Below are 26,040 nucleotides of genomic sequence, written 5' to 3'. Positions count from 1 at the left end.
CGCGACAGGCTCAGCCTCGAAGGACATCCCATGAGTGTCATCATCGCCTTGTTGGCGCTGTTCGCGTTAATGCTCGCAGCGTATCGGGGATATAGCGTCATTATCTTCGCGCCGCTCGCTGCACTTGCTGCCGTTTTACTCACTGACCCCAGCGCGGTCGCCCCGGCGTTCAGTGATATTTTCATGGACAAGATGGTTGGCTTTATAAAGCTCTACTTTCCCGTATTTTTGCTGGGCGCCGTGTTCGGCAAATTGATTGAGCTGTCCGGTTTTTCCCGTTCGATCGTCAAGTCAGTCATTCACCTGCTCGGCGGCAGCCAGGCCATGTTGGTTATTGTTCTGGTCTGCGCGCTGCTCACCTACGGCGGCGTTTCGCTGTTTGTGGTGGTGTTTGCGGTCTATCCATTTGCGGCGGAGATGTTCCGTCAAAGCAATATCCCCAAGCGACTCATGCCTGCAACGATTGCCCTGGGTGCGTTCACCTTTACCATGGATGCGTTGCCGGGTTCGCCGCAGATCCAGAACATCATCCCGACCACGTTTTTCGGCACCACGTCCTGGGCCGCACCCTGGCTGGGGGTGCTGGGATCATTGTTCGTGCTGATCGGCGGCATGCTGTATCTCGAACGTCAGCGTCGCAAAGCCCAGCGTGCGGGCGAAGGCTACGGCACTGATCTGCGCAATGAGCCGGAAACACCACAGGACATCGCCCTACCCCATCCGCTGGTGGCGCTGTTGCCCTTGCTGTTGGTCGGCGTGATGAACCTGGCCTTTACGCATTGGATTCCACACTGGTATGGCAGCGTTTATGAGATTGACTTGCCAGGGTTGAAGGCGCCGATCCAGACCCAAGTGTCGAAGATGATCGCCATCTGGTCGGTCCAGGCGGCGTTGCTGGTCGGGATTGTCACAGTCTTCGTGTTCAGCTACAGCACCATCTCCCGCAAGCTGGCCGAAGGCAGCCGTACCGCCGTCAGCGGTGCGATGCTTGCGACCCTCAATACCGCGTCCGAATATGGCTTCGGTGCAGTCATCGCGGCGTTGCCTGGCTTCGTCGCTGTCGTCGAGGCGCTGAAGGTCATTCCCAATCCCTTGGTCAATCAGGCCATCACCATCAACTTGCTGGCGGGTATCACCGGGTCGTCATCAGGCGGTATGAGCATTGCGCTCGCCGCCATGTCAGACACCTTTATCGCCTCAGCCAACGCCGCGCACATTCCCCTGGAAGTCATGCATCGCGTGGCGGCCATGGCCGCTGGTGGCATGGACACCCTGCCCCACAACGGCGCGGTCATCACGTTGCTGGCGGTCACCGGTTTGACCCACCGTCAGGCCTATAAGGATATTTTCGGCATGACGATCTTCAAGATACTGGCGGCGTTTTTTGTGATCGGTGTGTATTACATGACCGGGATTGTCTGATTTGACTTGAATGTACAAAAGACAACGGCAACCCCAGGGTTGCCGTTTTTTTCTTCAAAACCAAGAGGATTACTCCTCGGCGAGCCGTGTCACTTTCGCTACGGCGCGTAACTGAACCACCTGTGATTCCTCGCTCACGGTCGAGGTGACCATCGTTGCAATAATTGATTTGAGTGCCAACTGCCCCACAGGCTGCCCCTGACGGTCAGTGACCACCAATTCATCGAGTCCCGCTTCAACCAGTCGCTTGACCGCCGATTCGAGTGACGTCCCCGTGGGCACAGCCAGCGTTGCTCCGGCCTTCCCCCGAACAAACGGCCGCATGATGGCCTCGACGCTGATCACCCGCCCCCGGTTCACTTCCTTGACGAAGTTGGCAATGTAATCGTCGGCCGGGCTCATGACGATCTCCTGCCGGGTGCCTTGTTGCACCACCTCACCGTCACGCAAGATAGCGATGCGATCACCGATGCGCAGCGCCTCATCAAGGTCATGGGTAATGAACACGATGGTCTTCTTGATCTCTTTTTGCAGGTCCAGGAGCACCGATTGCATGTCCATGCGGATCAGCGGATCAAGTGCCGAGAAGGCTTCATCCATCAACAGAATCGGCGCGTCACTGGCCAGCGCGCGAGCCAGGCCAACGCGTTGCTGCATGCCTCCGGAAAGCTGATTGGGATAGTGACGCTCGTAACCTTTGAGCCCTACCCGATCCAGCCAGCCCCTGGCGATCTCTTCTTGTTTGCCACGGGGAAGTCCCTGGATCTCCAACCCATAGACCGCATTGTCGAGCACGGTCCGGTTCGGCAGCAGCGCGAACTTCTGAAACACCATGGAAATTCTATGCCGGCGAAATTCTCGCAACTCGTTCTGGCTCATCTTGAGCACATCGATGCCACCGACGATGACTTCGCCGGCCGTGGGTTCGATCAATCTATTGATATGTCGGATCAAGGTCGATTTGCCCGAACCGGAAAGCCCCATGATCACCTGGATGCCCCCGGACGGCATGCTGATATTGATGTCCTTCAAACCCAGTACATGGCTGTGACTGGACAGCAGTTCGGCCTTGCTCATGCCCTGTTTGACCCGTTCGATACTGGCCTGCGCCTGGTAACCGAAGATCTTGTAGAGATGCTTGATTTCGATGCCGAAATCGTTGGTCAGATTAGTGGCCATGAACCCTCTCCAGATGCTTTTGCAATCTTCTGCCGTAGGCTTGGCTGACCCTATCGAAGATCACCGCAATACCGACAATGGCCAGGCCGTTGAACATGCCCAGGGTGAAGTATTGGTTGGAAATGGCTTTGAGCACCGGTTGCCCGAGCCCCTGAACGCCAATCATCGATGCAATGACCACCATGGCCAGGGCCATCATGATCGTCTGGTTGATGCCGGCCATGATCGATGGCAGCGCCAGCGGTAACTGGACGTTTTTCAGTTTCTGCCAACTGGATGAGCCAAAGGCGTCGGCGCACTCCATCATTTCGGCGTCGACGTGGCGGATACCGAGATTGGTCAGGCGGATCATTGGCGGCAAGGCGTAGACCACGACCGCAATCAGCCCCGCGACCTTGCCGATCCCCAGCAACATCACCACCGGAATCAAATAGACAAAACTGGGCAGGGTCTGCATCACGTCCAGTACCGGACTGACCAGGTTCTGCAGACGATTGGAGCGGGCCATGGCAATGCCGGTCGGCAAGCCGATGACCACGGATATCACCGTGCAGACGAAGATCATCGACAGGGTTTTCATCGTGTCGGACCACATGTCCAGATACCCGATCGCCATCAGGGTGAACACGCAACCCAGGACAATTTTCCAGCTGCGGCTGGCGAACCAGGCAATCAGGGCGACCAGCACAATGATGATCGGCCATGGCGTTGTGGTCATGAACCTTTCGGATTGATTGAGGAACACTTGCAACGGCTGGAAAAACGCTTCGAAGCTGTCGCCGTAAGTGCTGGTGAAATTGCGAAAGGCACCGTCGATGGCCTTTTTCAAAGCCCGGAGTCTTTCGTCCTCCATATGTGGAAAGCTGAGTAACCACTCCATGACATTCCCCTTTCGTAGAAGACCGTAAGAACGCTGGCAGGTCATTTCAATACATGGGTGTTTTTATTGTTGTCGGCGCGCAGGGGTCGATGCAGCCTGTCGCAACGGGCTGCATGACCCAAGGGATTAAAGCGCAGCCTTGATCTTGCCGGACGCTTCAGGCGTGACCCACTGACTCCAGAGCGCTTCGTTGTTTTTCAGGAAGTACTTGGCCCCTTCCTCACCGGTAGCCTGGTTATCGGTCATCCAGGCGATCAGTTTGTTCACCGTCTCGTTGGACCAGGCGCGCTTGTTCAGGTACGCCATGACGGTCGGCGAACGAGCAGCGAAGGACTTGGTGGTCAAGGTAAAGACCCGATCGACCGGCCAGCCATTGGGTTTTGGATCAGGACAGTCGGCGACCGTGTTGCAACGTTTCCACTCCACCGGATCGACAGCAAGGCCATTTTCCAGCTTTACCATCGGGTACTTGCCCAACAAGGCAGTGGGCTCCCAATAGAAACCCAACCAGGGCGCCTTGCGCTCGTAGGCTTTGGCAATGGAGCCATCCAGCGCCGCCGCCGAACCGGTATCCACCAGCACAAAACCGGCCTTCTCGAAGCCATAGGCCTTGAAGAACTGACTGGTCACCACGGTGCCGCCCCACCCTTGCGGGCCGTTGTAGATCGCGCCTTTTTTCTTGTCATCGGGGGCCGGGAACAGTTCGGGATGCTTCTTAACATCGTCGAAGCTCTTGATGTCGGGATGGGCATCAGCGATGTACTTTGGAATCCACCAGCCTTGCGAACCGCCGTCGGATAACGAGCTCGCTGCCTGAACCAGGTTACCGCTTTGAATACCCTTCTTCGCGACCTCCGGAACCAGGTCAATCCAGCCTTCCGGGGCGATATCGGGACGCCCCTTTTCAGCCATGGAGGTGATGGTCGGAACCGTATCGCCAGATACCAGATCGGCATTACAACCGTAGCCGGCATTGAGGATCAGCTTGTCGACATTGGCCATCACTTCGGCCGATTGCCAGTTCATGTTGGCGATCGTCACATCACCACACTCAGACGCTGACACCCAACCACTGAAGGCGACAATCCCCAGTGCAAGTCCCGTCTTCGAGAAAGACTTTACATTCATAAACGCTAACCTCGATTGCGGCCAGAGTTGTGAAGGGCCAACTACCGCGTCATTGGACCTTCTTTCGTGTCAGCAGAATGGGCAAATGGACTCATGGAACTGGCGACTGAAGCCGCCGAATCCAGACCTGCTTTTATTGTTTTATCGAAGCCGCCGGCGATCATGGCTTCGAGGCCCGCCGCCGTGACACCGCGGTAGCTGATGAGCGCCTGCAAGAGTTCGTCGACGGAGTGCCCATTGCCGATCAGCTGGCTGGCATCGACCACCACCGCATTGGCCGCGCGTTGGGCAATATCGGGAGGCAAGCCGCTACTCACGGCATGTTGGAACAGGCTGCGAGCCAGCAACGCCGGGTAAGCAGGCCCAGTTCCCACCAGTGCTGTCAGGTAGTTCAACTGGTGTTCGGTGAAGACTTCATCGGCGCTGCCGAAGGTTTCGAATAGCCGCTGGGCGAACGCTTTCTGCTCGTCGGTGACCTCTTGCGAGACCAACCAGGGTGTATAGGATTTGCCGATTTCTGCGGCGGCATTGGCCATGGCGCGAATCACCTGACGACTGCCCGTGCGCTGCACCACTTCATCCAGTGACACGCCGGCCATCAACGAAATCACCAGCCGGTTTTCAGCGAAAATCTTCACGTCGGCAAACTGCTCGGGGCGTACTGACACGATGACCACATCACAACGCTCCACCAGTGTCTGGTTGTTGCGCGTTACCGTCACCTGCGACCACTTTGCGTCTAGCGGATTGCTCGCGGAGCGGCTCGAAAGCACCAACGCATCGGGTTGAACAAAATCCTTGTCGAGCATCGCCGAGGCTATCGAGCGGCCAAGCCATCCCGATCCACCGATAATGCCTATCGTGGGTTTTTCGAACATTTGAACCTGCCTTCGTCAGTCAGAAGTCGCGTCAGTCTGGGGTTGCCGATGAAACTTCATCCATCACATACCCATGGCGGGAGTAGAAACGTTTCAATTCGCGCTCCAGGGGTTCCTCGCCGGTGAATATCTTCACGTACTCGGGAATCCGCCGCATTCGCTCCCCGACATCCTCTCGGGTGTTGGTGCTGATATAGCCAATCTGCGTCAGGTAAATCGTTCGAGCCCGCACATCGGCGGCGTCAAATGCATAGTCGAAACGCACGAACATCCGAATCAGTGCTTCGCGCCTGGCAATGTCGGCCACCCGGATATGTTCAGCCACTTCAGTGGACTGCAAAGCCCAGCTGCGCATCGCAAATTCAAACTGTGAATCGAACAGTTCCGGGTTCAGCCAACAGTCGAAAACGTTGAGCATCGCCTCGGCAATGCTTTCGGCATAACACTCCGTCTGGGCGATCAGATTGCCGGTGTTCTTCACCCGCCAGCGCTCGATCAATGCGGCGAGCAGCTCTTCGCGATCCTTGAAAAACCAGTAAAAACTGGTTCTCGACAGCCCCAGTTTTTTGGCCAGCGGCATCACCCGCACCGTGTCGACACCGCACTCGGTCAGGCTTTCATACGCTGCATCGAGCCACCCTTCCAGGGACCCTCTCCAGCCGGTTTCTACTGCTTTGGTTTGTTCGTTCATGGCTCGATCCTAGTCGCTCACCCGACACCGCGCAAGCAAAATGTACACCTGTGTCTAGCTTGTTGACACAGGTGTACATTTCACCCTAACGTAATTTCAACGTAGGTCCTTGCCCACTTCCGGAGAGTCTTGACGATGCTGAATGATCCGCTCCTCCAGCCCTATCAGTTGAAGCACCTGACTCTCAGAAACCGCATCATGACCACCGCCCACGAGCCGGCTTATCCCGTAGACGGCATGCCCAAGGACCTCTATCGCGCCTACCACGTGGAACGGGCAAAGGCCGGTGTGGCCTTGACCATGACGGCTGGATCCGCTGCGGTTTCGCGGGACAGCCCACCGGTGTTCAACAACATCCTCGCCTACAAGGATGAGGTGGTCGGCTGGATGAGAGACCTCACCGACGCCTGCCACGAACATGGCGCTGCGGTCATGATCCAGTTGACCCACCTTGGCCGGCGCACGCGTTGGGACAAAGGTGACTGGTTGCCCGTGGTGTCACCGTCATTCGAGCGCGAAGCCTCCCATCGCTCCTTCCCGAAGAAGATGGAAGACTGGGATGTGGAACGCATCATCAAGGACTATGCCGACGCCGCCGAGCGGATGAAATTTGCGGGTCTGGACGGCATCGAACTGCAAGCCTACGGGCATCTGATGGATCAATTCTGGTCGCCGCTGACCAACGACCTCGATGCCCCGTATGGCGGCTCCATCGATAACCGGCTGCGGTTTACCTTCGACATCCTCAGCGCCATTCGCCAGCGCGTCGGCCATGAGTTTATCGTCGGCGTGCGTTATACCGGCGACGAACAGCTGCCGGGTGGACTGACCCCGGCCGATGGCCTGGACATCTCCAGGCGCCTGAAAGACAGCGGCATGGTGGATTTTCTTAACGTTGTGCGCGGACACATCGACACCGACGCCGGCTTGACCGACCTGATTCCGATCCAGGGCATGCGTAACTCACCGCACCTGGACTTCGCCGGAGAGATTCGCGCCGCCACCGACTTCCCCACCTTTCACGCGGCGAAGATCCCGGACGTCGCCACCGCCCGCCATGCCATCGCCTCGGGCAAGATCGACATGGTTGGCATGACCCGCGCGCACATGACCGATCCCCATATCGTGCGCAAGATTATCGAAGGGCGTGAAGAAGATATTCGCCCCTGCGTCGGCGCCAACTATTGCCTGGACCGGATCTACCAGGGCGGTGCTGCCTATTGCATCCACAACCCGGCCACTGGCCGTGAAACCAGCATGCCCCATGACATCCCGAAGGCGGCGAACAAACGCAAAATCGTGATTGTCGGTGCCGGTGTCGCGGGGCTGGAAGCGGCGCGAGTGGCGGCCGAACGCGGCCATGAGGTGGTGGTGTTCGAAGCCGCCAATCAGGCTGGCGGCCAGGTTCGGCTCACCGCGCAATCGGAGCGGCGGCGGGAAATGATCAGCATCGTCGAGTGGCGCATGGCCCAGTGCATGGCCCGAGGCGTCACCTTTCGCTTCAATACCTGGGCCGAGGCCAGCACCGTCCACGACGAAAACCCGGACGTGGTGATCATCGCCACCGGCGGCTTGCCTCACACCGAGATTCTCACCGCAGGCAATGAGTTGGTGGTCTCGGCCTGGGACATTATTTCCGGGGATGTGAAACCTGGGCGCAATGTCCTGCTGTTCGACGACGCGGGTGATCATGCCGGCCTGCAAGCCGCCGAGTTCATCGCCAAAAGCGGTGCAAAAATCGAGATCATGACGCCGGACCGGACCTTCGCACCAGAAGTCATGGCGATGAACCTGGTGCCCTACATGCGTTCGCTGCAAGCCCTGGATACCACCTTCACCGTCACCTTCCGACTGCTCGCCGTCGAACGCGACGGCGATGATCTGTTGGCGACCATCGACAGTGACTACGGCAGTGCGCGCAAGGTCCGACGCGTCGATCAAGTGGTGATCAACCACGGTACCCGACCGCTGGACGAACTGTATTTCGAGTTGAAACCCGTCTCCAGCAACGGCGGCGTGGTCGAACATCAGGACCTGATCGTCGGCAACCCACAAAGCGTGCTGTCCAACCCGGACGGCAGATTCCAGTTGTTCCGCATTGGCGATGCCGTGGCTGCGCGCAACACCCACGCCGCGATCTACGATGCGTTGAGACTGGTCAAGGATTTGTAAACGAACCTAGGTGAAGAACCATGCAAAAAGATGAAACGCCGTCCTGGAAAATAGCTGGGAAAAGCGGTGTTCAGGGACCGGTCGAAGGCTCGCTCTATCACTCGTCGTCGGCTGACGAATGGCTGCCGACAGCGGCTGAAGGCTTCTGGATCAAACCGCTGTTCGAGGACACCGAGCGTGGTGAGAAGACCCTCTTGATGAAAGTCGACCCTGGCGCCCATGTCGCCAGCCACACCCACGAAGGGGAGCTTGAGCAACTGTTCGTGCTGCAAGGCTCATTCTTTGATCAGGATCGAACGCTGAACGTCGGCGACTACTGTTGCCGTGCCCCCGACGCGGCACACAGTGCGGGCTCGGTACAAGGGGCAATCCTGATGGTGATCTATACGCGCCGCACCTAAACGATGGCGGCATACCCATCGACACTGTCGGGCCAGCGGGTCAGAACCTCGAAGCCGTCGTCAGTGACTGCGACCATATGCTCCCACTGAGCCGAGAGTGAGTGATCCTTGGTGACCACGGTCCAGCCATCAGCCAGCGTTTTCACATGGCGTTTGCCAGCATTCAACATGGGTTCAATGGTGAAGATCATGCCGGCTTTCAGTTTCAGGCCCTGGCCTGGGTAGCCGTAGTGAAGGACCTGCGGCTCATCGTGATAAATCTTGCCGATACCGTGACCGCAGTATTCGCGCACGACGCTGAACCCGTCTCTTTCGGCCACCTTCTGAATGGCATGGCCAATATCACCCAGCGTAGCGCCGGGGCGGACGACGCGAATACCGGCGCACATCGCTTCATAGGTCGTCTCTGCCAGGCGTCGGGCATCCGGGCCGGGCTCACCCACGAAGTACATGCGACTGGTGTCGCCGTACCAACCCTCCTTGATAACGGCAATGTCGATATTGACGATGTCGCCATCCTTTAGTGGCGTGGCCGAAGGAATGCCATGGCAGACCACCTGGTTGACCGAGGTACACACGGTTTTCGGGAAGCCGTGATAGCCGACATTGCCCGGAATCGCTTTCTGCACGTTGACGATGTAGTCGTGACAGAGCTGGTCCAGTTCGTCGGTGGTGACCCCCGCTTTGACATGCGGAGCAATCATGGCCAGGACCTCGGCGGCCAGCGTGCCCGCAACGCGAGACATGGCTATTTCCGCCGGGGTATTGAGCGTGACATTGGCCTTCATTGCTTGGCTCCTGATGCTGCATCAACCTGCGCGCTTTGCGAAAAATCGGCGAGTGCACACAGCTGTTTTACATCGAGGCCGCCAGCCAGTTCGGCACGAATCAGCAAGCGGCAGATGTCGCTGTGATCCAGGTCGGGATGTAACTCCGCAAGCATCCCGATGCGCATCCAGTGCTCGGCTTGGGCGTTGATCGAGCGACTCAACGCATCGCTGGCGACGCGCAGATTCTCGTGCATGGCTTCTGAAATTTTTACGATACCCACTGATCAATCCAATATGAAATGTATATGGATCGTATATTAGTCGGTAGTCGTGTGAAATTGCAATTTCACGGTCAGAACGCGCTGAGGCAGCCTGGATTGAAGGCGGGTCAGGTGCAGCCGATGGTGATCTGGTTCAGACCGGCACGCTAGTGGTGTACTTCACCCGCTTTAGCGCGAACTGTGAGCTGGCAGTCGCGACAGACGGATGTCGCAACAGGGTGTGCATCAAGAATTGCTCGTAGTCTCGAATATCAGCCGCGACGACCCGCAGCATGTAATCCCATTCGCCGGAGACCGTATAACACTCGAGTATATTCTCCTGCCCTGCAACGAAGCGTTCGAAGGCTTCGGCATCCTGCTCGCCGTGGGACTTGAGCCGCAGCGAGCAGATCACATCGACATCGCGATTGACTGCCCGTCGATCAATCAAGCGAACGGTAGCCCCAAGGATGCCTGCCTCTTCCAATGCCCGGACTCTTCGCCAGCAGGAGGCTGGCGAACTGGACACGGCTTCAGCCAGCGCTGTTCCATTGAGGCTGGCATCGGACTGCAAGGTACGAAGGATACGTCGGTCCAGATTATCGAGCTGAATGGTTTTATCCACTTTAGGCCTACATGTGAATTCAGAATTTCATAGTAGTGCACCATCACGGAATACTGATCAAACAATTTCTGCTCCAGCCGGCAAACTAGCCACTCAGTTTGTAAGTGCTCCGCGCCTACCCTCGTGCGCGCTGTCGCGGTGGAGATCTCATGCAGAAAATCAGTTTTTCACCGGCCTGCATCGTCATCCTGTCGGGCGTGGTCGCAGCCCTGCACTTGGGTAAGGTTTCCCCGGCCCTTCCCGCTCTCCAGGCCTCGTTGAACCTGACGATGGTGCAAGCAGGGTTCCTGCTATCGCTGACGCAACTGGCGGGAATGCTTGCCGGCGTTTTGATCGGGGTATTCAGCGATGGCATGGGGCTGCGCAGAAGTATCATTAGCGGTCAGATGATCCTGTGCGTCGCCAGTGTCATTGGTATGGGGGCGCGGCAGCCTGATGAGTTGCTGATGCTTCGAGCCTTGGAAGGCTTGGGCTTCTTACTCACAACATTGCCGACACCTGGATTGATCCGACAACTGGTTTCTCGCGAGCGCCTGGCTTTGCATCTGGGGCTGTGGGGATGCTACGTAGCGATCGGTACTTCCATTGCTTTTATCGTCGGCCCCACATTGATAGAAACGATGGGATGGCAAGGTTGGTGGGGCGTTCCGGCCATCTGTTCGGCCGCAATGATTATCTGGCTTGTGCGAGCCGTGCCATCCGATCGACAGCGCCTTCCACCAGAGACTGCTTCTGCGCGGTGCACAGCGGCGCCCAGTGAAGCCTGGACGCATCGACTATGGACAACGCTGAAGGCGAGCGGCCCCTGGCGTGTAGGTATCGCCTTTGCCATGTACGCGGGGCAGTGGATTGCCGTCATCGGCTTTCTGCCATCAATCTATGCCGACACCGGTTTGTCGGTGCCGATGGCAGGTGCGCTGACGGCGCTGGCCGCGTTCGTCAATATCAGCGGAAGTACCTCGGCAGCGCTGTTGCTGCATCGGGGTATCAGTGCCAGGCGGCTGTTGTTGGTCGGATACATGTGCATGGCCATCACGACGCTGTTCGCTTTCGGCCAGTTCACTCAAGGCATGCCTGTCGTGCGTTATGGCGCCGTACTGGTCTTTTCAGCCGTCGGCGGTGTAATCCCGGGGACGCTATTCATGATCGCCGTGAGCGTTGCGCCCAGTGAACGAACCGTGTCGACGGCTGTGGGTTGGGTGCAGCAGATTTCATCAATGGGCATGTTTGCAATGCCACCACTGCTGGCCAAGTTGGCCGGTTGCGCTGGTGGATGGCATTGGACCTGGTTGGCGACCGGACTGGCATCTTTGATTGGCCTGCTGCTTGCGACTGGCTTGGCACAAGACGATTACGTTCCCTCTATCCCAGAGCCTGAAACCTTATGAAGTAAGCCTGCTTTGCTCGGATTGGATCGACTCCGAATCGGTGAGAGGCTGCTGAACTACTTGCGCTCTCTCTCTTCATACCACCGCATGAACGCTTCGGCGCTGACCGGTCGGCAGACGTGAAAACCCTGGACCATGTCGCAGTGGTAACCGCACAGAGCATCTAGCACGTCGGATGTTTCTACGCCTTCGGCGATGACCGCCATGCCAAGATTGTGACCAAGATCGACAACGCTCCGTACGATTAACTCGTTGGCTTGATCGCTTTGCATGGCCAGTACAAAGGATTTGTCGATCTTGAGTTCACTGATGGGCAAATCCTTCAACTGAGCCAGACTCGTATAGCCGACGCCGAAATCATCGATGGCGATATGGATGCCCATCGTATGTAACTGTCTCAGGATGGTACGAGCAGAATCGGAATCGAGCATGATGGCGGACTCGGTCACTTCGAGAACGAGCATATTGGCGGTCAGTTTGTGGTGCGCTAGCAGATCGACGATCTGAAACACCAACTTGTCGTCCAGCAGGTTGCGCGCAGAAATGTTCACGGCAACCGGTATGCATATCCCGGCATCGGCCCAGGCCCGCACTTGAGACAACGCGAGGTTCAGCACGTATTGAGTCAGGGAGCCGATGATCCCGGTGAGTTCGGCGAACGGAATGAACTCATCCGGATTCACGAGGCCGCGCACCGGATGCTGCCAGCGCACCAACGCCTCGACGCCAGTGACTTTTCCTGTGCTCAGACTGACCTTGGGCTGGTACTCCAGGAACAATTCGCCGCGATCCAGACCTCGCCGCAATTCGCCGAGCATTGCCAGGCGTTCCGGAGAGCGCCGATCCCCTCCCGGGTCGTAGGCGAGTATGCCCTTGCTCTGCTTCTTGGCTGCATACATAGCGATGTCGGCGCGCTGCATGAGCGTCGAAGGATCGTCACCGTGCAGACCCGAAACCACTACCCCAAAGCTGGCCTCGACATCCAGTTCGATCCCGTCGATTTCGAACGATGCGGTAATCGCGGTGTGCAGCCGTTGCGCTGCTTTCAAAGCCCCCTCCAGGCCTTCGACGGAGGGAAGCAGAATCGCAAACTCATCACCTCCCAACCGGGCGACCGTGTCGATTTCCCGCGCTTCACTGATCAGCCGCTGGCCGATCTGGTCGAGCAGGCTGTCCCCGTAGTGGTGCCCCAGGGTGTCGTTGACGTCCTTGAACCGGTCAAGATCGATCAGCAACAGGCCCGTGGTTGACCCCTGTCGGCGACCAAGGCGCAGTGCCTGCTCGAAACGGTCAGCCAGGAGGGTCCGGTTGGCCAGCCCGGTGAGCCTGTCATGTAGCGATGCGTGCAAGGCGTCCTTGCGTTGACTGTCGAGCTCGACACGTGTGCGCCGCAGCACTTGGGCGAACAGCCCAGCGAGAAGCAGCCCGGCGATAAAAACGATTGGCGTGCTATTGGCGTTGAAAGCTTCCCGTGTGCGCAGCTTCTCCAACGCCACGATAGACTCCTCGTGGTGATCGGCAGCAGCTTGCAAAACGACTCTTTCAATCTTTTCAAACCGCGGGTCGCCCTCGTCATTGTCGATCCGGCGCACCTCGGCATCATTCCCACCGTCAACGGCCTTGAACAACTTGTTGACGCTTTCCAGGTAGAGAGTCAGTGCCGTGCGAACCTCCTCGACAAGGAGCCGGTCCACAGGCGATCCGGAGTGGTGAATTCGCTCGAGTGCATGCGTCAGCACCTGCACGTTTTCATTGAAGCGGCGAAGCACTTGCGGCCCCGGTTCCAAGCGATACAGACGCTCCAGCGACTCGGCGGCAGCCACCGCAGTCGCAGCCGCTGTGTAGTGGTCGGACAGAACGCTCGAGGCGATCGCCTCCTGCCCCAGGCGTCCGGTGGTGATAGAAGACCACACCGCAAAGCCGCTGATTGTCAGCAGTACGACGACCAGACCATAGCGCGCCCACCTGCTGGGTATGGTGTTACTCCAACGTATTAGCCTGGAAACGGCGATGACTTGTGCAAAGGTTTCAGGATGCTCTGGACTTGCTGGCGGTAAATTGCTCATGCGCTACCTCATGTAGACGTGGCTGCTTCCATTCTTCCTGGCAATATCCACCAAACCTTGAGCTTAGTCGAAAACGAAACCGACCTTGTTTATTCGATAGTGGCTGTGCGCCTACCCAAGGAACTTCAATAGCTGAGGGAATGAAGTGCTGAGCAATCATCGTTTGTACCCCTACTCGATGATGCTCAGAATTCGTGGCGCAGACGTTAGCCGTTGTTCTTCCAATAGATCGAGTCAGTACCTGTCAGAAAGAGCGCGATTCACCCTTTCACACCGCACCATTCGACTCAGGAGATAACAATGAATAAAACCATTTCTCGTCGTAGCGGAGGTCAGATATTGGTGGATGCCTTACGCATCCATGGCGTCAAAAGAGCTTTTTGTGTTCCGGGAGAAAGCTACCTCGCGGTGCTCGATGCATTGCATGACGTGCAAGAAGAAATCGATCTGGTGGTGTGCCGCCAGGAAGGTGGGGCGGCCTATATGGCAGAAGCCTACGGCAAGCTCACTGGAGAACCAGGCATCTGCTTCGTGACCCGAGGTCCGGGTGCAACGAACGCCTCGGTTGGCGTTCACACTGCGTTCCAGGATTCATCGCCGATGATACTGTTCATTGGCCAGGTCGCTCGCGATCAGCAGTATCGCGAAGCCTTTCAGGAAGTTGATTTTCGCCAGATGTTTGGCCCCTTGGCGAAATGGGTCGTGCAAATAGACGACACCCGCAGAATTCCCGAACTGATCAGCCAGGCGTTCCACCGAGCGGTCAATGGCAGGCCTGGGCCTGTCGTGGTCGCACTGCCGGAAGACATGCTGACCGAAATGGCGGAAGTCAGTGATGCCGGGCCTTTCAAACGTGTATTGATGACCCCGGCAGCCGAGCAAATGGCTGCCATGCAGCAACTGCTTGAGCGATCAGAGCGGCCATTGATGGTGCTGGGTGGCAGCGGTTGGGACACCGAGTCAGTGCACGACATCCGGCTTTTTGCTGAACAGCAAAATATCCCGGTTGCCGCCTCCTTTCGCTGCCAGGACCTGTTCGACAATCGACACCCGAACTATGTCGGCGATCTTGGTTTCGCCGCGTCAGCGCAGCTGTCCTCAGCGGTAAAAAATGCCGACCTGCTATTGGTGGTGGGCTCCAGAATGGGTGAGGTTTCAACGGGCGGATATGCTGCCTTGGAAATCCCGGTACCCAAGCAAACCTTGATCCATGTTCACCAAGGCATCGAGGAACTGGGGCGGGTTTACCAACCTGCGTTAGCGATCAACAGCAGCATGTCGACCTTTGCCAGATCAGCCGCAAAACTTCCGGCGGCGACCAGCCAAATAAAGAGTGAATGGACGCGCACCCTGAACAAAAACTACCGCGATAATCTGCAACACTCGCCCTCCCCTGGCGATGTGCAAATGGCGGAAATCATTGAGTGGTTGAATCGCAGACTTCCGGACGACGCGATCCTGACCAATGGAGCCGGAAACTATGCCGTTTGGCTTCAACGCTTCTATCAGTTCCGCCAATACCGCACCCAGCTAGGCCCTACCAATGGCTCTATGGGCTATGGCGTTCCTGCTGCTGTGGCCGCCAAACTGACGTGCCCGGATCGAGTGGTGGTTTCGTTTTCAGGAGATGGCTGCTTCTTGATGAACGGTCAGGAGATTGCGACTGCAGCGCAATATGGGGCCAATGTGATTTTCGTTGTGATCAACAACGGAATGTACGGAACCATCAGAATGCACCAGGAACGCAATTACCCTGGACGCGTGTCAGGCACTGAATTGCACAACCCGGATTTCGCCGCACTTGCCCAAGCCTATGGACTGCATGGCGAGGTGGTAACCGCCACGTCGGAATTTGCGCCAGCGTTTGAACGCTGCCTCGAAATGTCCCGGCCATCCTTGATTGAGGTCAGAGTCGACCCTGAAGCATTGACCCCACGACTCAGCCTGACTCAGATCAGAGAGCAATCAAGCAAAAAGTGAGCGGTAATTTTTTCTGTTTTGGGCGCCTGATTCACGTTGTAGAAGGCGCCTTTTTTTGATTGTTCCGCGCAAAACCACGGATTGCTGCTTGTGACTCGTGAGTTCATCGACCTGTCCCACCTACAACAGCAGTCGATCAATGGCCTGAACAGCATGCATCCGCAAAGACAAACCCTGCACAACGAACTGCACGCGCGTCCGTCACTGTATTTCGACGAGCCAGCCCATGTGTTTCATCTGGCCTTCCTTGGCGGGGAACCGGAGTGCAATGCGCTGCTGGAGCGCTGCTGCCCTATCCCGATCGATCCTCATACCGCCCAGGGCATCACCCAACTCGATGGCCACGCCCTGAAATGGGAACGCCACGCCGAGTTCTTCACCCTGACCCTGGTGGTCACTTCATCCTGCGATGACTTGTCCTGGACATCACTGCCCGAGGTGCTGGCGCAAAAGGTCGAAGCGCATTTGCCGCAGCTGATCAACTCGGTGCAGATCGTCGTGCGTGGCGAAGCCGGCCTGGACCTCGCCGGCTACGGCTTCAAGGACCCGTGCGGTTCCTGTGTGGGCGGTGGCGATGCGGTGGTCTGGAGCGATTTTCGTCTCAGCGAGGACGGCAATAACCACATCCTGTTCGTCAACCGGCGCCTCAACGCTTACCGCCAAGGCCGGATGATCCGCCGTCTGCTGGAAATCGAGACCTACCGCATGATGGCCTCGCTGTCGTTGACCACGGCCAAGACCTTGAGCGCGCAACTCGATGTCTTTGACAAGACCTTGGTCACCCTCTCCGAGCGTAACGCCGACGCTGACAGCGGCAACGCGAAAGCCCTGTTGGCGGACATCTCCAACCTGTCAGCCCAAGTGGTCAGCAGTACCGCGAAAACCCGCCACCGCTTCAGTGCCACCCAGGCCTATGCCCAACTCGTGTACGAGCGCCTGGGCGAATTGCGGGAAAGTCACGTCGGCGATTGCCAGCGCCTCGGGGTGTTCATCGAACGCCGCTTCAAACCCACCGTCAGGTACTGCACCGCCACCGAACAACGCCTGGAGCACCTGGCGAAAAGCGTGGCCAACCTGGGCGACCTGTTGCAAGCCAGGGTTCAGGTGGAGATGGAGGAACAGAACTCGGAAATTCTCAAAAGCCTGAACGCCCGCGCCGACGCCCAGATCAAAATCCAGCGCGCCGTCGAAGGTCTGTCGATTATTGCCATTACTTACTACCTGCTGAACCTGCTCAAGCTTGGCTACTCAGGGTTGCACCTGCTCGGCGCCGAGGTGGCCCCGCGAGAGGCGATGCTGGCCATGACGCCCCTCGCGATCGCCATCCTTGCGCTGATTATTTTCCGCATCAAGAAAGTCAAAGAGCACTGATACGGTGAAACGCAGGGAGGCGCCATCACCCATCAGGATGGGAGCAGGTCCAGTGTGCGCTCAACCTCTTGAATGTCGATCTTGAAGCCATCGCCCTCTGGCGTTCCGACCACGAAGCCAAAATTCTGGTTGTCGCGATCCGTCAGGTACTTGAAGTAGCTGACGAAACGGTTCGGTGGCTGCAGTACCAGCAACGAACCACCCTGCGGCAGTACATTGACACCATGTACAAGCTGGCTCCCTTCGACCCCAATCACGGTCCGCGCCCCGGCACACGTCGCCACTATGGTAGGGACATCGGTTTTCAAAGGATTGATTATGCGAAAACCCCTGGTCTTGCGCAGATGTTCAGCAAGCTCGATTTCATTGCGCAATAAACGCAAGTCACCGTCGCCCCCACGGAGAATGAACACGCCAGGGTGAGTGTCATAGCTCACGTGCGACAGTAGCTTTTCACCCATGGCACGGAAACGTAAATGCCTGCTTTGATTGTTGCTCACATCGTCGAACAGCACGAGCTCACGAAAAAACGCACCGCGCAAGCGAAGCGGCTTCATATCAAACCAGTCCTCATAGGCGGGAGCCTGGGTAAATAGAGGAAACCTGGCGGATGGTGCGGTGGTTACCGGGACGCCTTCGTCGCATGCCAATGAATAGGTCGGGCAGTCTTCCATCAACCAGGTACCAAACCATGTATTTCCATTTTGCGTGCAGTAGGCGGCACCGCGCTCGATCTCGTTTTCCACGAGAATTCGCGGGAACAAACCGGGCTTGAGAGACAACCAGTGACTTGCCTTGTTCTTGTAGAGCGCTCCATCGATCAGCCAGACATCCTTGATCAGGTAACCACGTGTCGGGCCTTGTACTACGTCGCCCAGCCCTTCCATTGTGCGAGCGGGATGCTCGAAAGGATAAAAGCGCTTCGCCTCCCATCCTGTCACTCGGTCCATTTGATTGGGCAGGAAGAAAGCCGGTGGAGAATGCGATATCCCACCCGGAGCAACATCCCAGGTTTTCACCGCCAGGTTTTTTAAACTGATCTCCGCCTTTCGTGCGAGTCTTTTTCTTGCCATATACCTGTAGGCGGCAAGGGTCCATTTTTTCCGATTGCCAGTGGGCGAAGTGCTTATCTGCGAAACATCGCTTTCCATGAAGAGTCCTCCCTGCGGGACAGGGTCAATAGCCAGACGCGAAGCGCACTATTTATTTCAGTCGTGGAAATTGCTCAGCTGGATGCAATCCTTTTCATAATGGGTGGGGTCTGCAAACTGGCGTAGCGACTGCGCAAGGTTTCGAGAAACTGTTCGCCCGAGCTCTTGGCGCAATAAAGATAAATCTTGTGCAGACCGCCAAATACCATTTCATGATAACGACTGGCGACCTCCTCATCGCTTGGCCCGTCCGGCAAGCCAAGGTGAAGGGTCAATTCCTTTCCTTCGACAGCAAATAGCGGCGTGTCCCAGAGGAATTTGGCTGCCCCTGTCTTGGGCAACCGGACAAACATATAAGCGTGGTTTCCCAGGGAATCAATATCACCGCCGCGCCTTCTTTTCCATTTCAGAAGTCCGTCATCTGGTCGTGCCAGGCAAAGACCGATGTCGTAATAATCGAAGCCATTGTCTATCGCCCATTCAAGTGCCATGAAAGTGGTAATCGAGTTCACTTCACGCAGTCTTTTGGCATCTGAAAAAATCGCCTCGGTATATCCGAAACGTAGCGTGCTCCAGTAGCGCTTTCCGCCCCGGGTTATTACGCAGCCAAGGTGACATGCAACAACTTCGTCCTCCAGCATGATCAGGTCGAGCCGGCCGACAGTCTTGGCGATCCTGAAAACCTCCTGCGTGGCAAATTGCGCAGCGTGTATGCCTTGCCTTGCCGTGGCATAAGGTCGAAGCATTTCCCTGTCTGCCTTTTCAATGTCTTCATCCAGCAGCGTCTGGACCATTCGGTAGCGCGGTCGGTTCTTGCGTATATTTCGACGCAATTCGCTATCGTATTTTGTGGTGATCTCCTCGATGGATCGCCCCAGCGGCACGACGGCACTCAGATACAAGGGCACATACAAGGCCCCCGAGGTCGGCATTTCACTGACCACTACCACATGACTCGAAGCACCAGGTTCCGGTTCGCCGTCGACCATAGGGGAATCACCTTGGGACTTTCCCCTTATGAGAAGCTTGGCCATCTCCCGCTTCTTTTTCCTTCCGATATAGAGGATTTCGTAAGGACTTTCGTTTTGCGCTCTGAACCTGGCAATCTCCCAGCGCCAGAAACACGCGCGTCCAAGGATGTCTCGCAACCAGTTCAAAGCGTTTCTTATCTCATACCGCATTGAAGGAGATATGAGTTTGCGGATAACTGCCGCCAAGTTCTCTTTCATTTCTTCGTCATCCTTTGAGCTTTCTTTTGGGCAGATAAGAAAAAGATCAAGGCGGAACTTCAAGAGGCGCGCTTAAACCTTGATATAAAAGACATATTTGATGAGGAACGCTCTCACGTTCAGTGACTAGTAAAGATCAAGGTAGAGACTTTGCAAGCGACATGGGGTGGCGCCCGTCGTCTATTTCATGACGCCAATTTTTCTTCCATCTTGGAATGGAAGCGCCCTGTTAATTGACGGGGAGTGTCACCCCCAAAATCGTCCTTAGTCAGCGCCCGAAGTATTTAACGGAGTGACTACGTCAGTGCTTGAAGGAGAGACATTAAGAAAGGCATTCCAGATCTCGTAGGCATCGTGATGCCGTTTGGTCGCCTCTTCCCATTCTGGTCCTGAAACACATTTGGAAGAGACCAACGTCATCATGCCCATCGTTGCGGCGTCCAGCTCGATCAGGAATGCATGAGACTGGATTCTGAAGTCTTCGACCGATGGCATTACATGTTCCCCCGGCGGATTACACCGCTATTAAGGAGCGACTGCTCCTCGGACGGTGGAGTACCGCCAGGAGGGAAAATTCAGGCAGTCTGACCGCCGGTACGTTTCGTTGCCCAAGCTGATCGACGCCGACAAAAAATCTCGAACTCAAGCCATGGCATTGAATCCAATGTTCAGGTCAATGGAGGTCAGTGATATGAACAACGATAACAGTGTTAACGACGTCGAACCGGACGCAACGTCAAACGCCGAAAGAGATCTTGAGGACAAGGACACGGACGCCAAAGATATGGATGAAACCGTTACGCCCTCTTCAACTCGAACCAAGGAGCAGGAAGCTGAGGAACTCAGTCGAAAAATAGCTGAGATAGAACGGAAAGTGGCGGACGGTAACTAGCCAGATGCTTGACGCTGACTGGCGTCAAAAGCGGCCATAGACGTGGGTCGAGTTGGCCGCTTTTTAACCTTGTTGGGCGCGTAACCGTTGCAAGTGCCTGTGCTGCTTTGACGTCAACTCATCCAGTTTCCACCGTCGACGTTGTAGGTCTGAGCCACCACGTATTCACTCTCGGACGACGCGAGGAATATGGCCATTCCCGCCAGGTCATCAGCAGTCCCCATCCGTCCAAAAGGCACCTCTTGACCCACGAGCCTTTTCTTTTCGCCCAATGGCCGATTCTCGTATTGAGCGAACATCGCATCTACGCCATCCCAGTGCTCGCCGTCGACCACGCCTGGCGCGATGGCATTCACATTGATCCCATGCTTGATCAGGTCCAGACCGGCTGATTGGGTGAGGCTGATCACCGCCGCTTTCGTCGCGCAATACACACCCACCAGTGCCTCTCCTCTGCGACCTGCCTGGCTGGCCATATTGATGATTTTGCCGCCATGCCCCTGCCTGATCATCTGACGAGCAGCCGCCTGAAGGGTGAACAGTGTTCCTGCGACATTGATCGAAAACAAACGCTCGAAGCTGTCGCGGGTGATGTCGACTATGGGCGCGAGATCGAATAATGCGGCGTTGTTGATCAGGATATCCAACTTGCCTGTCTGTGAAATCACAGCTGCAATCGCATCATCGATAGACGCTTGGTCGGTCACGTCCATCTCGACAGCGTAAGCGTTGGGTCCGAGTTCGGCAGCCGTGGCCCGGGCGCGCTCAAGGTTGATGTCAGCGATGGCTACCGTTGCCCCTTCATTAACATAGGCCTGAGCAAAAGAACGGCCGATGCCTCGGGCGGATCCGGTGACAAGCGCGCTTTTACCTTCTAGTCGTTTCATTGGTTGTTCATCCGTTTTCTTGAATGTCGGGTACGCCCAACCGAGGGCATTGAAGAGGATTAAGATCAGGCGGCGCGACGCACCAACGGGGCGACAGCCTTCCCGTGTTCGTCGAACAAATGGCAATGCGCAACGTCCAGCGCGACCCACCGCTGCTCTCCATAAGCGACATCGCAGTCGCCATTGACCCTTACGGTGAGTGCTTCACCAGACTTGGCGACGACGTGGCAGAAGGTGTCGCTGCCCAGGCGTTCGGTGACGTCCGTGGTGATGGGCAGTTGCCCTTGATCATCCAGGCTGAGGTGTTCGGGACGTATTCCAACGGTCACCTCGTTGCCCTTACTCAACGTGCTGCCATCACGAGGAATCAGCAGACGTCGACCGGAGGCCAGTTCGACCTCTACGCCCTGATGATTGTTGGCAACCACGGTGGCCTTGAGAAAGCCCATTTTCGGGGTGCCCAAAAAACCTGCGACGAACAGATTGGCCGGTTGGTGATAAAGCTCGAGCGGCGAGCCAATCTGCTCGATACGACCGCCGTTGAGCACCACCACCTTGGTGGCGAGCGTCATGGCTTCGACCTGGTCGTGGGTCACGTAGATCATCGTGGCCTGCAGTTCTTTATGCAGCCGGGATAGCTCCAGGCGCATCTGCACCCGTAGAGCGGCGTCGAGGTTGGACAGTGGCTCGTCGAACAGGAAGATTTTCGGGTTACGCACGATGGCCCGGCCGATGGCCACGCGCTGACGCTGGCCGCCGGACAGTTGCTTCGGCTTGCGCTCCAGCAGACGTTCCAGCTCCAGGATCCGTGCAGCCTCAGTCACCTTGCGCTCGACGTCCTGCTTGTTATCACCCGCCAGATCCAGCGCGAAGGACATGTTCTTGCGCACCGTCATGTGCGGGTACAGGGCATAGGTCTGGAACACCATCGCCAGGTCGCGCTTGGCCGGGCTGACTTCGGTGATGTCGCGGCCATCCAGTTCGATGGTGCCGCTGGTGACCTCCTCCAGGCCGGCAATCAGCCGTAGCAGGGTGGATTTTCCGCAGCCCGATGGACCGACGAATACCACGAATTCTTTATCACGGACTTCGAGATCAATGCCCTTGATGATGGACAGACCTTCGAAGCCTTTTTGCAGATTCTTGATTTTCAGGTTGGCCATGATGATGGGCCTCCGTTTGTTGTTTTTTAAGATCAAAAGATCGCAGCCTTCGGCAGCTCCTACACGGAACGTCCGGCCGATGCGGTGTCCCTGTAGGAGCTGCCGCAGGCTGCGATCTTTTGCTTTTGATTCATTTCACGGCGCCGAACGACAGGCCGCGGACCAATTGTTTCTGGCTGATCCAGCCGAAGATCAGGATCGGCGCGCAGGCCAGCGTCGACACCGCCGACAACTTGGCCCAGAACAGACCTTCGGGACTTGAGTAGGAGGCGATCAATGCGGTCAGCGGTGCGGCTTTCGACGAAGTCAGGTTCAAGGACCAGAACGCCTCGTTCCAGCACAGGATCAGCGACAGCAGCACCGTGGACGCCAGGCCACCCTTGGCGATCGGCAGCAGCACCCGGACCATTTCCTGCCACAGCGTGGCACCGTCGAGGCGCGCGGCTTCGAGGATGTCCTTGGGGATGTCTTTGAAGTAGGTGTAAATCATCCAGACCACGATCGGCAGGTTGATCAGCGTGTAGATCACGATCAGCGCGATGCGCGTATCGAGCAGGCCGAAACTCTTGACCAGCAGGTAGATCGGCATCAGCACGCCCACTGGCGGCAGCATCTTGGTGGAGAGCATCCACAGCAGCGTGCCCTTGGTACGTTGGGTTTCGTAGAACGCCATCGAGTAGGCCGCCGGCACCGCGATCAGCAGGCACAGCGCCGTGGCGCTGAAGGAGATCACCACCGAGTTCCAGGCGAAGCTGAAGTAATCGCTGCGCTCGTTGATGTGCAGGTAGTTCTCCAGCGTGGGCGTGAAGAGGAACTGCGGCGGCGTGGCGAACGCATCGATTTCGGTTTTGAAACTGGTCATCACCATCCAGAAGATCGGGAAGAAGATCAGGATCGCGATGGCCCAGGCCAGGGTGCCGAGCAGCAGGCTTTGCAGACGGCGGGATTGTTGAAGGGTCATGGCGCAGGCCTCAGGCTTTGTCTGTCAGGTTTTTGCCGATCATCCGCACCAGCACGATGGCCGCAATGTTGGCGATCACCACCGCGATCAAGCCACCGGCGGACGCCATGCCGACGTCGAACTGCACCAGCGCCTGGTTGTAGATCAGGTAGGCGAGGTTGGTCGAGGCGTAGCCGGGGCCGCCGTTGGTGGTGGTGAAAATTTCGGCGAACACCGAGAGCAGGAAGATGGTTTCGATCATCACCACTACGGCAATCGGCCGTGCCAGGTGCGGCAAGGTCAGGTGCCAGAAAATCGCGATCGGCCCGGCACCGTCGAGGCGCGCGGCTTCTTTCTGCTCCTGGTCGAGGGACTGCATGGCGGTCATCAGGATCAGGATCGCGAACGGCAGCCATTGCCAGGACACGATGATGATGATCGACAGCAGCGGGTAGTGCGCCAGCCAGTCCACCGGCTGCGCGCCGAACAGTTTCCAGACGTAGGCGAGAATCCCCGACACCGGATGGAAAATCAGGTTCTTCCAGATCAGCGCACCGACGGTGGGCATGATGAAAAACGGCGAGATCAGCATCACCCGCACGATGCCGCGACCGAGAAACTCACTGGCCTCCAGCAGCGCACTGATCAACACGCCGAACACCACGCTGATCAGCAGCACGCTGCCGACCAGCAACAAGGTGTTGGTGGCGCCGGGCAAGAACCCCGAGTCGCTGAGGAAGTAGCTGAAGTTCTCCAGCCCGACGAACTCGTTCTCGCCGGGGTAAAGCAGGTTGTAGCGGATCAGCGAGAAGTAAACGGTCATGCCCAGCGGCACGATCATCCACAGCAGCAACAACGCCACCGAGGGGCTGACCAGGAACCAGCCGGGGTTGGCCAACCGGCTTTTACGCACCGGTTGGGGAATGTCCATGTGAGCTTTGGCAGTTGAAATATTCATGGCGTTAAACCGATTCATGGTGACCTATGAAGATCCAATGTGGGAGCGAGCTTGTGTGGCGAGGGAGCTTGCTCCCGCTCGACTGCGCAGCAGTCGCAAAGCTTTTGGGGCCGCTTCGCGACCCAGCGGGAGCAAGCTCCCTCGCCACACAGGCAGTTCCCACATTGGCTGCGTGTTACTTGGGATAACCGGCGCGCTTCATTTCACGTTCGGTGGAGGTCTGTGCGGCGGCAAGCGCTTGATCAACTGACATCTGTCCGGTGAGAGCCGCCGAAAACAGTTTCCCTACAGACGTGCCGATCGCCTGGAACTCGGGAATGGTGACGTACTGGATGCCAACGTAAGGAACAGCCTTGATCGATGGGTGCGCAGGATCCGCGTGCTGCATCATCTGCAAGGTCACTTGCGCGAAAGGTGCGGCCTTCAAATAGGCCTCGTTGTAGGTGGACTGCCGAGTACCCGGCGGCACGTTGGTGATGCCGTCCTTTTCAGCAACAAGCTGAATGTATTCTTTTGACGTTGCCCACGTGATAAAGGCCTTTGCGGTGTCTTTGTGCTTGGAGGTTGCCGGTATCGCCAGCGACCACGCATACAGCCATGACGAACCTTTGTCGGTCACCTCAGTCGGTGCAGGCGCAAAGCCCACACTGTCGACGACCTTGCTCTGCTCTTTATCGGTGGTGAACGAGCCTGCGACGCTGGCATCCACCCAGATGGCGCATTTACCGCTGTTGAACAGGGCGAGGGTTTCGTTGAAACCATTGCTCGACACGCCTGGCGGCCCAAACTTCTTGAGCGTATCAACGTAGAAGTGCGCCGCTGCTGTCCACTCTGGGCTGGACAGTTCCGGCTGCCACTTTTCATCAAACCAACGGGCACCAAAGGCGTTGGCCATGGTGCTCATCAGCGCGATGTTCTCACCCCAGCCGGCCTTGCCGCGCAGGCACATGCCGTACTGACCTTTATCCGGCTGGTGCAGCTTGGATGCAAACTCACCGAGCTGCGTCCAAGTCGGATGCTCCAGCATGCTCAAGCCTGCGTCCTTGAACAGATCGGTGCGGTAATAAGTGATCGTGCTTTCGCCATAGAAAGGCAACGCGTAGAGCGTGTTGTTGACCGACAGGCCCTGGCGTACCGACGGGAAGATGTCTTCCAGGTCGTACTCCGGTGGCAACCCCGTGATGGGCTCGAGCCAACTCTTGGCGCCCCAAAGCGGCGTTTCATAGGTACCGATAGTCAGCACATCGAATTGGCCGCCTTGTGTGGCAATGTCAGTGGTCAGGCGCTGACGCAGGACGTTTTCTTCCAGCACCACCCAATTGAGTTTCACATCAGGATGCTGCTGTTCAAAGATTTTGGAGAGTCGCTGCATCCGGATCATGTCGCCATTGTTGACGGTGGCAATGGTCACTGTTTCAGCAGCTTGACTGACAAGGGCGAAGGATAGGCCTGCGGAAAGGAAAAGCGCTTTCGGGATTTTCATCGTAGTGCTCTCCGCTCCGCGCCTTGGACGACGGGAGCTATTATTTTTGTTTGTTAACCAGCGCTGATCAAATATGTCTGACCGGCAAGGGTGGACGACTGGATTACAGCAGCTTAAAAAAGCCCG

Annotated in this window: 24 protein-coding genes; 7 read left to right on the top strand and 17 right to left on the bottom strand. The window is 57.1% G+C overall.

The features are described from left to right. Positions 1-30 precede the first annotated feature (30 nt). Positions 31-1,422: a GntP family permease gene (locus ACA079_RS11915; protein WP_497703627.1), complete on the top strand. Its 1,392-nt coding sequence runs from the start codon at positions 31-33 to the stop codon at positions 1,420-1,422. A 69-nt stretch (positions 1,423-1,491) separates the two neighbouring features. On the opposite strand, the gene ACA079_RS11910 is transcribed toward ACA079_RS11915, so the two are convergent. The 5 genes from ACA079_RS11910 to ACA079_RS11890 form a co-directional block, all read right to left on the bottom strand. Next, positions 1,492-2,601, bottom strand: coding sequence for a quaternary amine ABC transporter ATP-binding protein (locus tag ACA079_RS11910; protein ID WP_497703626.1), 1,110 nt, complete (start codon positions 2,599-2,601; stop codon positions 1,492-1,494). Beyond that, positions 2,591-3,454, bottom strand: a complete 864-nt coding sequence (locus ACA079_RS11905) for an ABC transporter permease (RefSeq protein WP_489268900.1) — start codon at positions 3,452-3,454, stop codon at positions 2,591-2,593. The genes ACA079_RS11910 and ACA079_RS11905 overlap by 11 nt, the downstream gene beginning before the upstream one ends. A gap of 153 nt (positions 3,455-3,607) precedes the next feature. Next, positions 3,608-4,609, bottom strand: a complete 1,002-nt coding sequence (locus ACA079_RS11900; RefSeq protein WP_497703625.1) for an ABC transporter substrate-binding protein — start codon at positions 4,607-4,609, stop codon at positions 3,608-3,610. A gap of 41 nt (positions 4,610-4,650) precedes the next feature. Next, positions 4,651-5,487, bottom strand: a complete 837-nt coding sequence (locus ACA079_RS11895) for a pyrroline-5-carboxylate reductase family protein (RefSeq protein WP_497703624.1) — start codon at positions 5,485-5,487, stop codon at positions 4,651-4,653. 31 nt (positions 5,488-5,518) lie between these two features. Then, the gene (locus ACA079_RS11890; protein WP_497703623.1) at positions 5,519-6,178 is read right to left on the bottom strand and encodes a TetR/AcrR family transcriptional regulator; all 660 of its coding nucleotides are present in this window, start codon (positions 6,176-6,178) and stop codon (positions 5,519-5,521) included. A gap of 135 nt (positions 6,179-6,313) precedes the next feature. Between ACA079_RS11890 and ACA079_RS11885 the strand changes: the two genes are divergently transcribed. Both ACA079_RS11885 and ACA079_RS11880 read left to right on the top strand, forming a co-directional pair. After that, complete coding sequence (locus tag ACA079_RS11885; protein ID WP_497703622.1) at positions 6,314-8,350, top strand: oxidoreductase; 2,037 nt, start codon at positions 6,314-6,316, stop codon at positions 8,348-8,350. A 20-nt stretch (positions 8,351-8,370) separates the two neighbouring features. After that, positions 8,371-8,751, top strand: coding sequence for a cupin domain-containing protein (locus ACA079_RS11880; protein ID WP_497703621.1), 381 nt, complete (start codon positions 8,371-8,373; stop codon positions 8,749-8,751). Here ACA079_RS11880 and map read toward each other — a convergent pair. The 3 genes from map to ACA079_RS11865 form a co-directional block, all read right to left on the bottom strand. After that, positions 8,748-9,539, bottom strand: a complete 792-nt coding sequence (map, locus tag ACA079_RS11875) for a type I methionyl aminopeptidase (protein WP_497703620.1) — start codon at positions 9,537-9,539, stop codon at positions 8,748-8,750. The two genes, ACA079_RS11880 and map, sit on opposite strands and share 4 nt — an antisense overlap. Beyond that, on the bottom strand, positions 9,536-9,802 hold the full coding sequence (locus tag ACA079_RS11870; RefSeq protein WP_497703619.1) for a ParD-like family protein: 267 nt from the start codon (positions 9,800-9,802) through the stop codon (positions 9,536-9,538). Before ACA079_RS11870 ends, map begins: the two co-directional genes overlap by 4 nt. A gap of 133 nt (positions 9,803-9,935) precedes the next feature. Next, the gene (locus ACA079_RS11865) at positions 9,936-10,406 is read right to left on the bottom strand and encodes an Lrp/AsnC family transcriptional regulator (protein ID WP_497703618.1); all 471 of its coding nucleotides are present in this window, start codon (positions 10,404-10,406) and stop codon (positions 9,936-9,938) included. Positions 10,407-10,555: 149 nt separating this feature from the next. On the opposite strand from ACA079_RS11865, the gene ACA079_RS11860 reads away from it, so the two are divergent. Continuing rightward, positions 10,556-11,794: an MFS transporter gene (locus ACA079_RS11860; protein WP_497703617.1), complete on the top strand. Its 1,239-nt coding sequence runs from the start codon at positions 10,556-10,558 to the stop codon at positions 11,792-11,794. A gap of 56 nt (positions 11,795-11,850) precedes the next feature. Here ACA079_RS11860 and ACA079_RS11855 read toward each other — a convergent pair whose 3' ends face one another. Next, positions 11,851-13,860, bottom strand: coding sequence for a putative bifunctional diguanylate cyclase/phosphodiesterase (locus ACA079_RS11855; RefSeq protein WP_497703616.1), 2,010 nt, complete (start codon positions 13,858-13,860; stop codon positions 11,851-11,853). 300 nt (positions 13,861-14,160) lie between these two features. Between ACA079_RS11855 and ACA079_RS11850 the strand changes: the two genes are divergently transcribed. Then, positions 14,161-15,840: a thiamine pyrophosphate-binding protein gene (locus ACA079_RS11850; protein ID WP_497703615.1), complete on the top strand. Its 1,680-nt coding sequence runs from the start codon at positions 14,161-14,163 to the stop codon at positions 15,838-15,840. 153 nt (positions 15,841-15,993) lie between these two features. Next, positions 15,994-17,211 carry a DUF3422 domain-containing protein gene (locus tag ACA079_RS11845; RefSeq protein WP_497704312.1) on the top strand — a complete coding sequence of 406 codons (1,218 nt, stop codon included), beginning with the start codon at positions 15,994-15,996 and terminating at the stop codon, positions 17,209-17,211. Positions 17,212-17,243: 32 nt separating this feature from the next. Here the strand turns inward: ACA079_RS11845 and ACA079_RS11840 are convergent, their stop codons facing one another. From ACA079_RS11840 to ACA079_RS11830, 3 genes are all read right to left on the bottom strand, one after another. Further along, positions 17,244-18,362, bottom strand: a complete 1,119-nt coding sequence (locus ACA079_RS11840) for a glycosyltransferase 61 family protein (protein ID WP_497703614.1) — start codon at positions 18,360-18,362, stop codon at positions 17,244-17,246. Positions 18,363-18,436: 74 nt separating this feature from the next. Then, the gene (locus tag ACA079_RS11835; protein WP_497703613.1) at positions 18,437-19,591 is read right to left on the bottom strand and encodes a GNAT family N-acetyltransferase; all 1,155 of its coding nucleotides are present in this window, start codon (positions 19,589-19,591) and stop codon (positions 18,437-18,439) included. 264 nt (positions 19,592-19,855) lie between these two features. Next, positions 19,856-20,086: a hypothetical protein gene (locus tag ACA079_RS11830; protein WP_008155471.1), complete on the bottom strand. Its 231-nt coding sequence runs from the start codon at positions 20,084-20,086 to the stop codon at positions 19,856-19,858. Positions 20,087-20,282: 196 nt separating this feature from the next. Here ACA079_RS11830 and ACA079_RS11825 point away from each other — a divergent pair, with 196 nt between their 5' ends. Then, on the top strand, positions 20,283-20,483 hold the full coding sequence (locus tag ACA079_RS11825; protein ID WP_497703612.1) for a hypothetical protein: 201 nt from the start codon (positions 20,283-20,285) through the stop codon (positions 20,481-20,483). A gap of 113 nt (positions 20,484-20,596) precedes the next feature. On the opposite strand, the gene ACA079_RS11820 is transcribed toward ACA079_RS11825, so the two are convergent. The 5 genes from ACA079_RS11820 to ACA079_RS11800 all read right to left on the bottom strand — a co-directional run bounded on the left by ACA079_RS11820 (position 20,597) and on the right by ACA079_RS11800 (position 25,914). Then, on the bottom strand, positions 20,597-21,370 hold the full coding sequence (locus ACA079_RS11820) for an L-iditol 2-dehydrogenase (RefSeq protein WP_497703611.1): 774 nt from the start codon (positions 21,368-21,370) through the stop codon (positions 20,597-20,599). Positions 21,371-21,435: 65 nt separating this feature from the next. Next, positions 21,436-22,533 (bottom strand): ABC transporter ATP-binding protein, encoded by a 1,098-nt coding sequence (locus ACA079_RS11815; RefSeq protein ID WP_497703610.1) that lies wholly within the window; start codon positions 22,531-22,533, stop codon positions 21,436-21,438. A 130-nt stretch (positions 22,534-22,663) separates the two neighbouring features. Beyond that, positions 22,664-23,494, bottom strand: a complete 831-nt coding sequence (locus tag ACA079_RS11810) for a carbohydrate ABC transporter permease (RefSeq protein ID WP_497703609.1) — start codon at positions 23,492-23,494, stop codon at positions 22,664-22,666. Positions 23,495-23,504: 10 nt separating this feature from the next. Continuing rightward, complete coding sequence (locus ACA079_RS11805) at positions 23,505-24,431, bottom strand: carbohydrate ABC transporter permease (protein WP_046055095.1); 927 nt, start codon at positions 24,429-24,431, stop codon at positions 23,505-23,507. Positions 24,432-24,606: 175 nt separating this feature from the next. After that, positions 24,607-25,914: an ABC transporter substrate-binding protein gene (locus ACA079_RS11800; protein ID WP_497704311.1), complete on the bottom strand. Its 1,308-nt coding sequence runs from the start codon at positions 25,912-25,914 to the stop codon at positions 24,607-24,609. Positions 25,915-26,040 lie beyond the last annotated feature (126 nt).

The sequence above is a fragment of the Pseudomonas sp. LBUM1645 genome, assembly GCF_059716185.1.
Note: the sequence above shows the minus strand (reverse complement) of the source record. Positions and strands in the feature narration are given on the sequence as shown.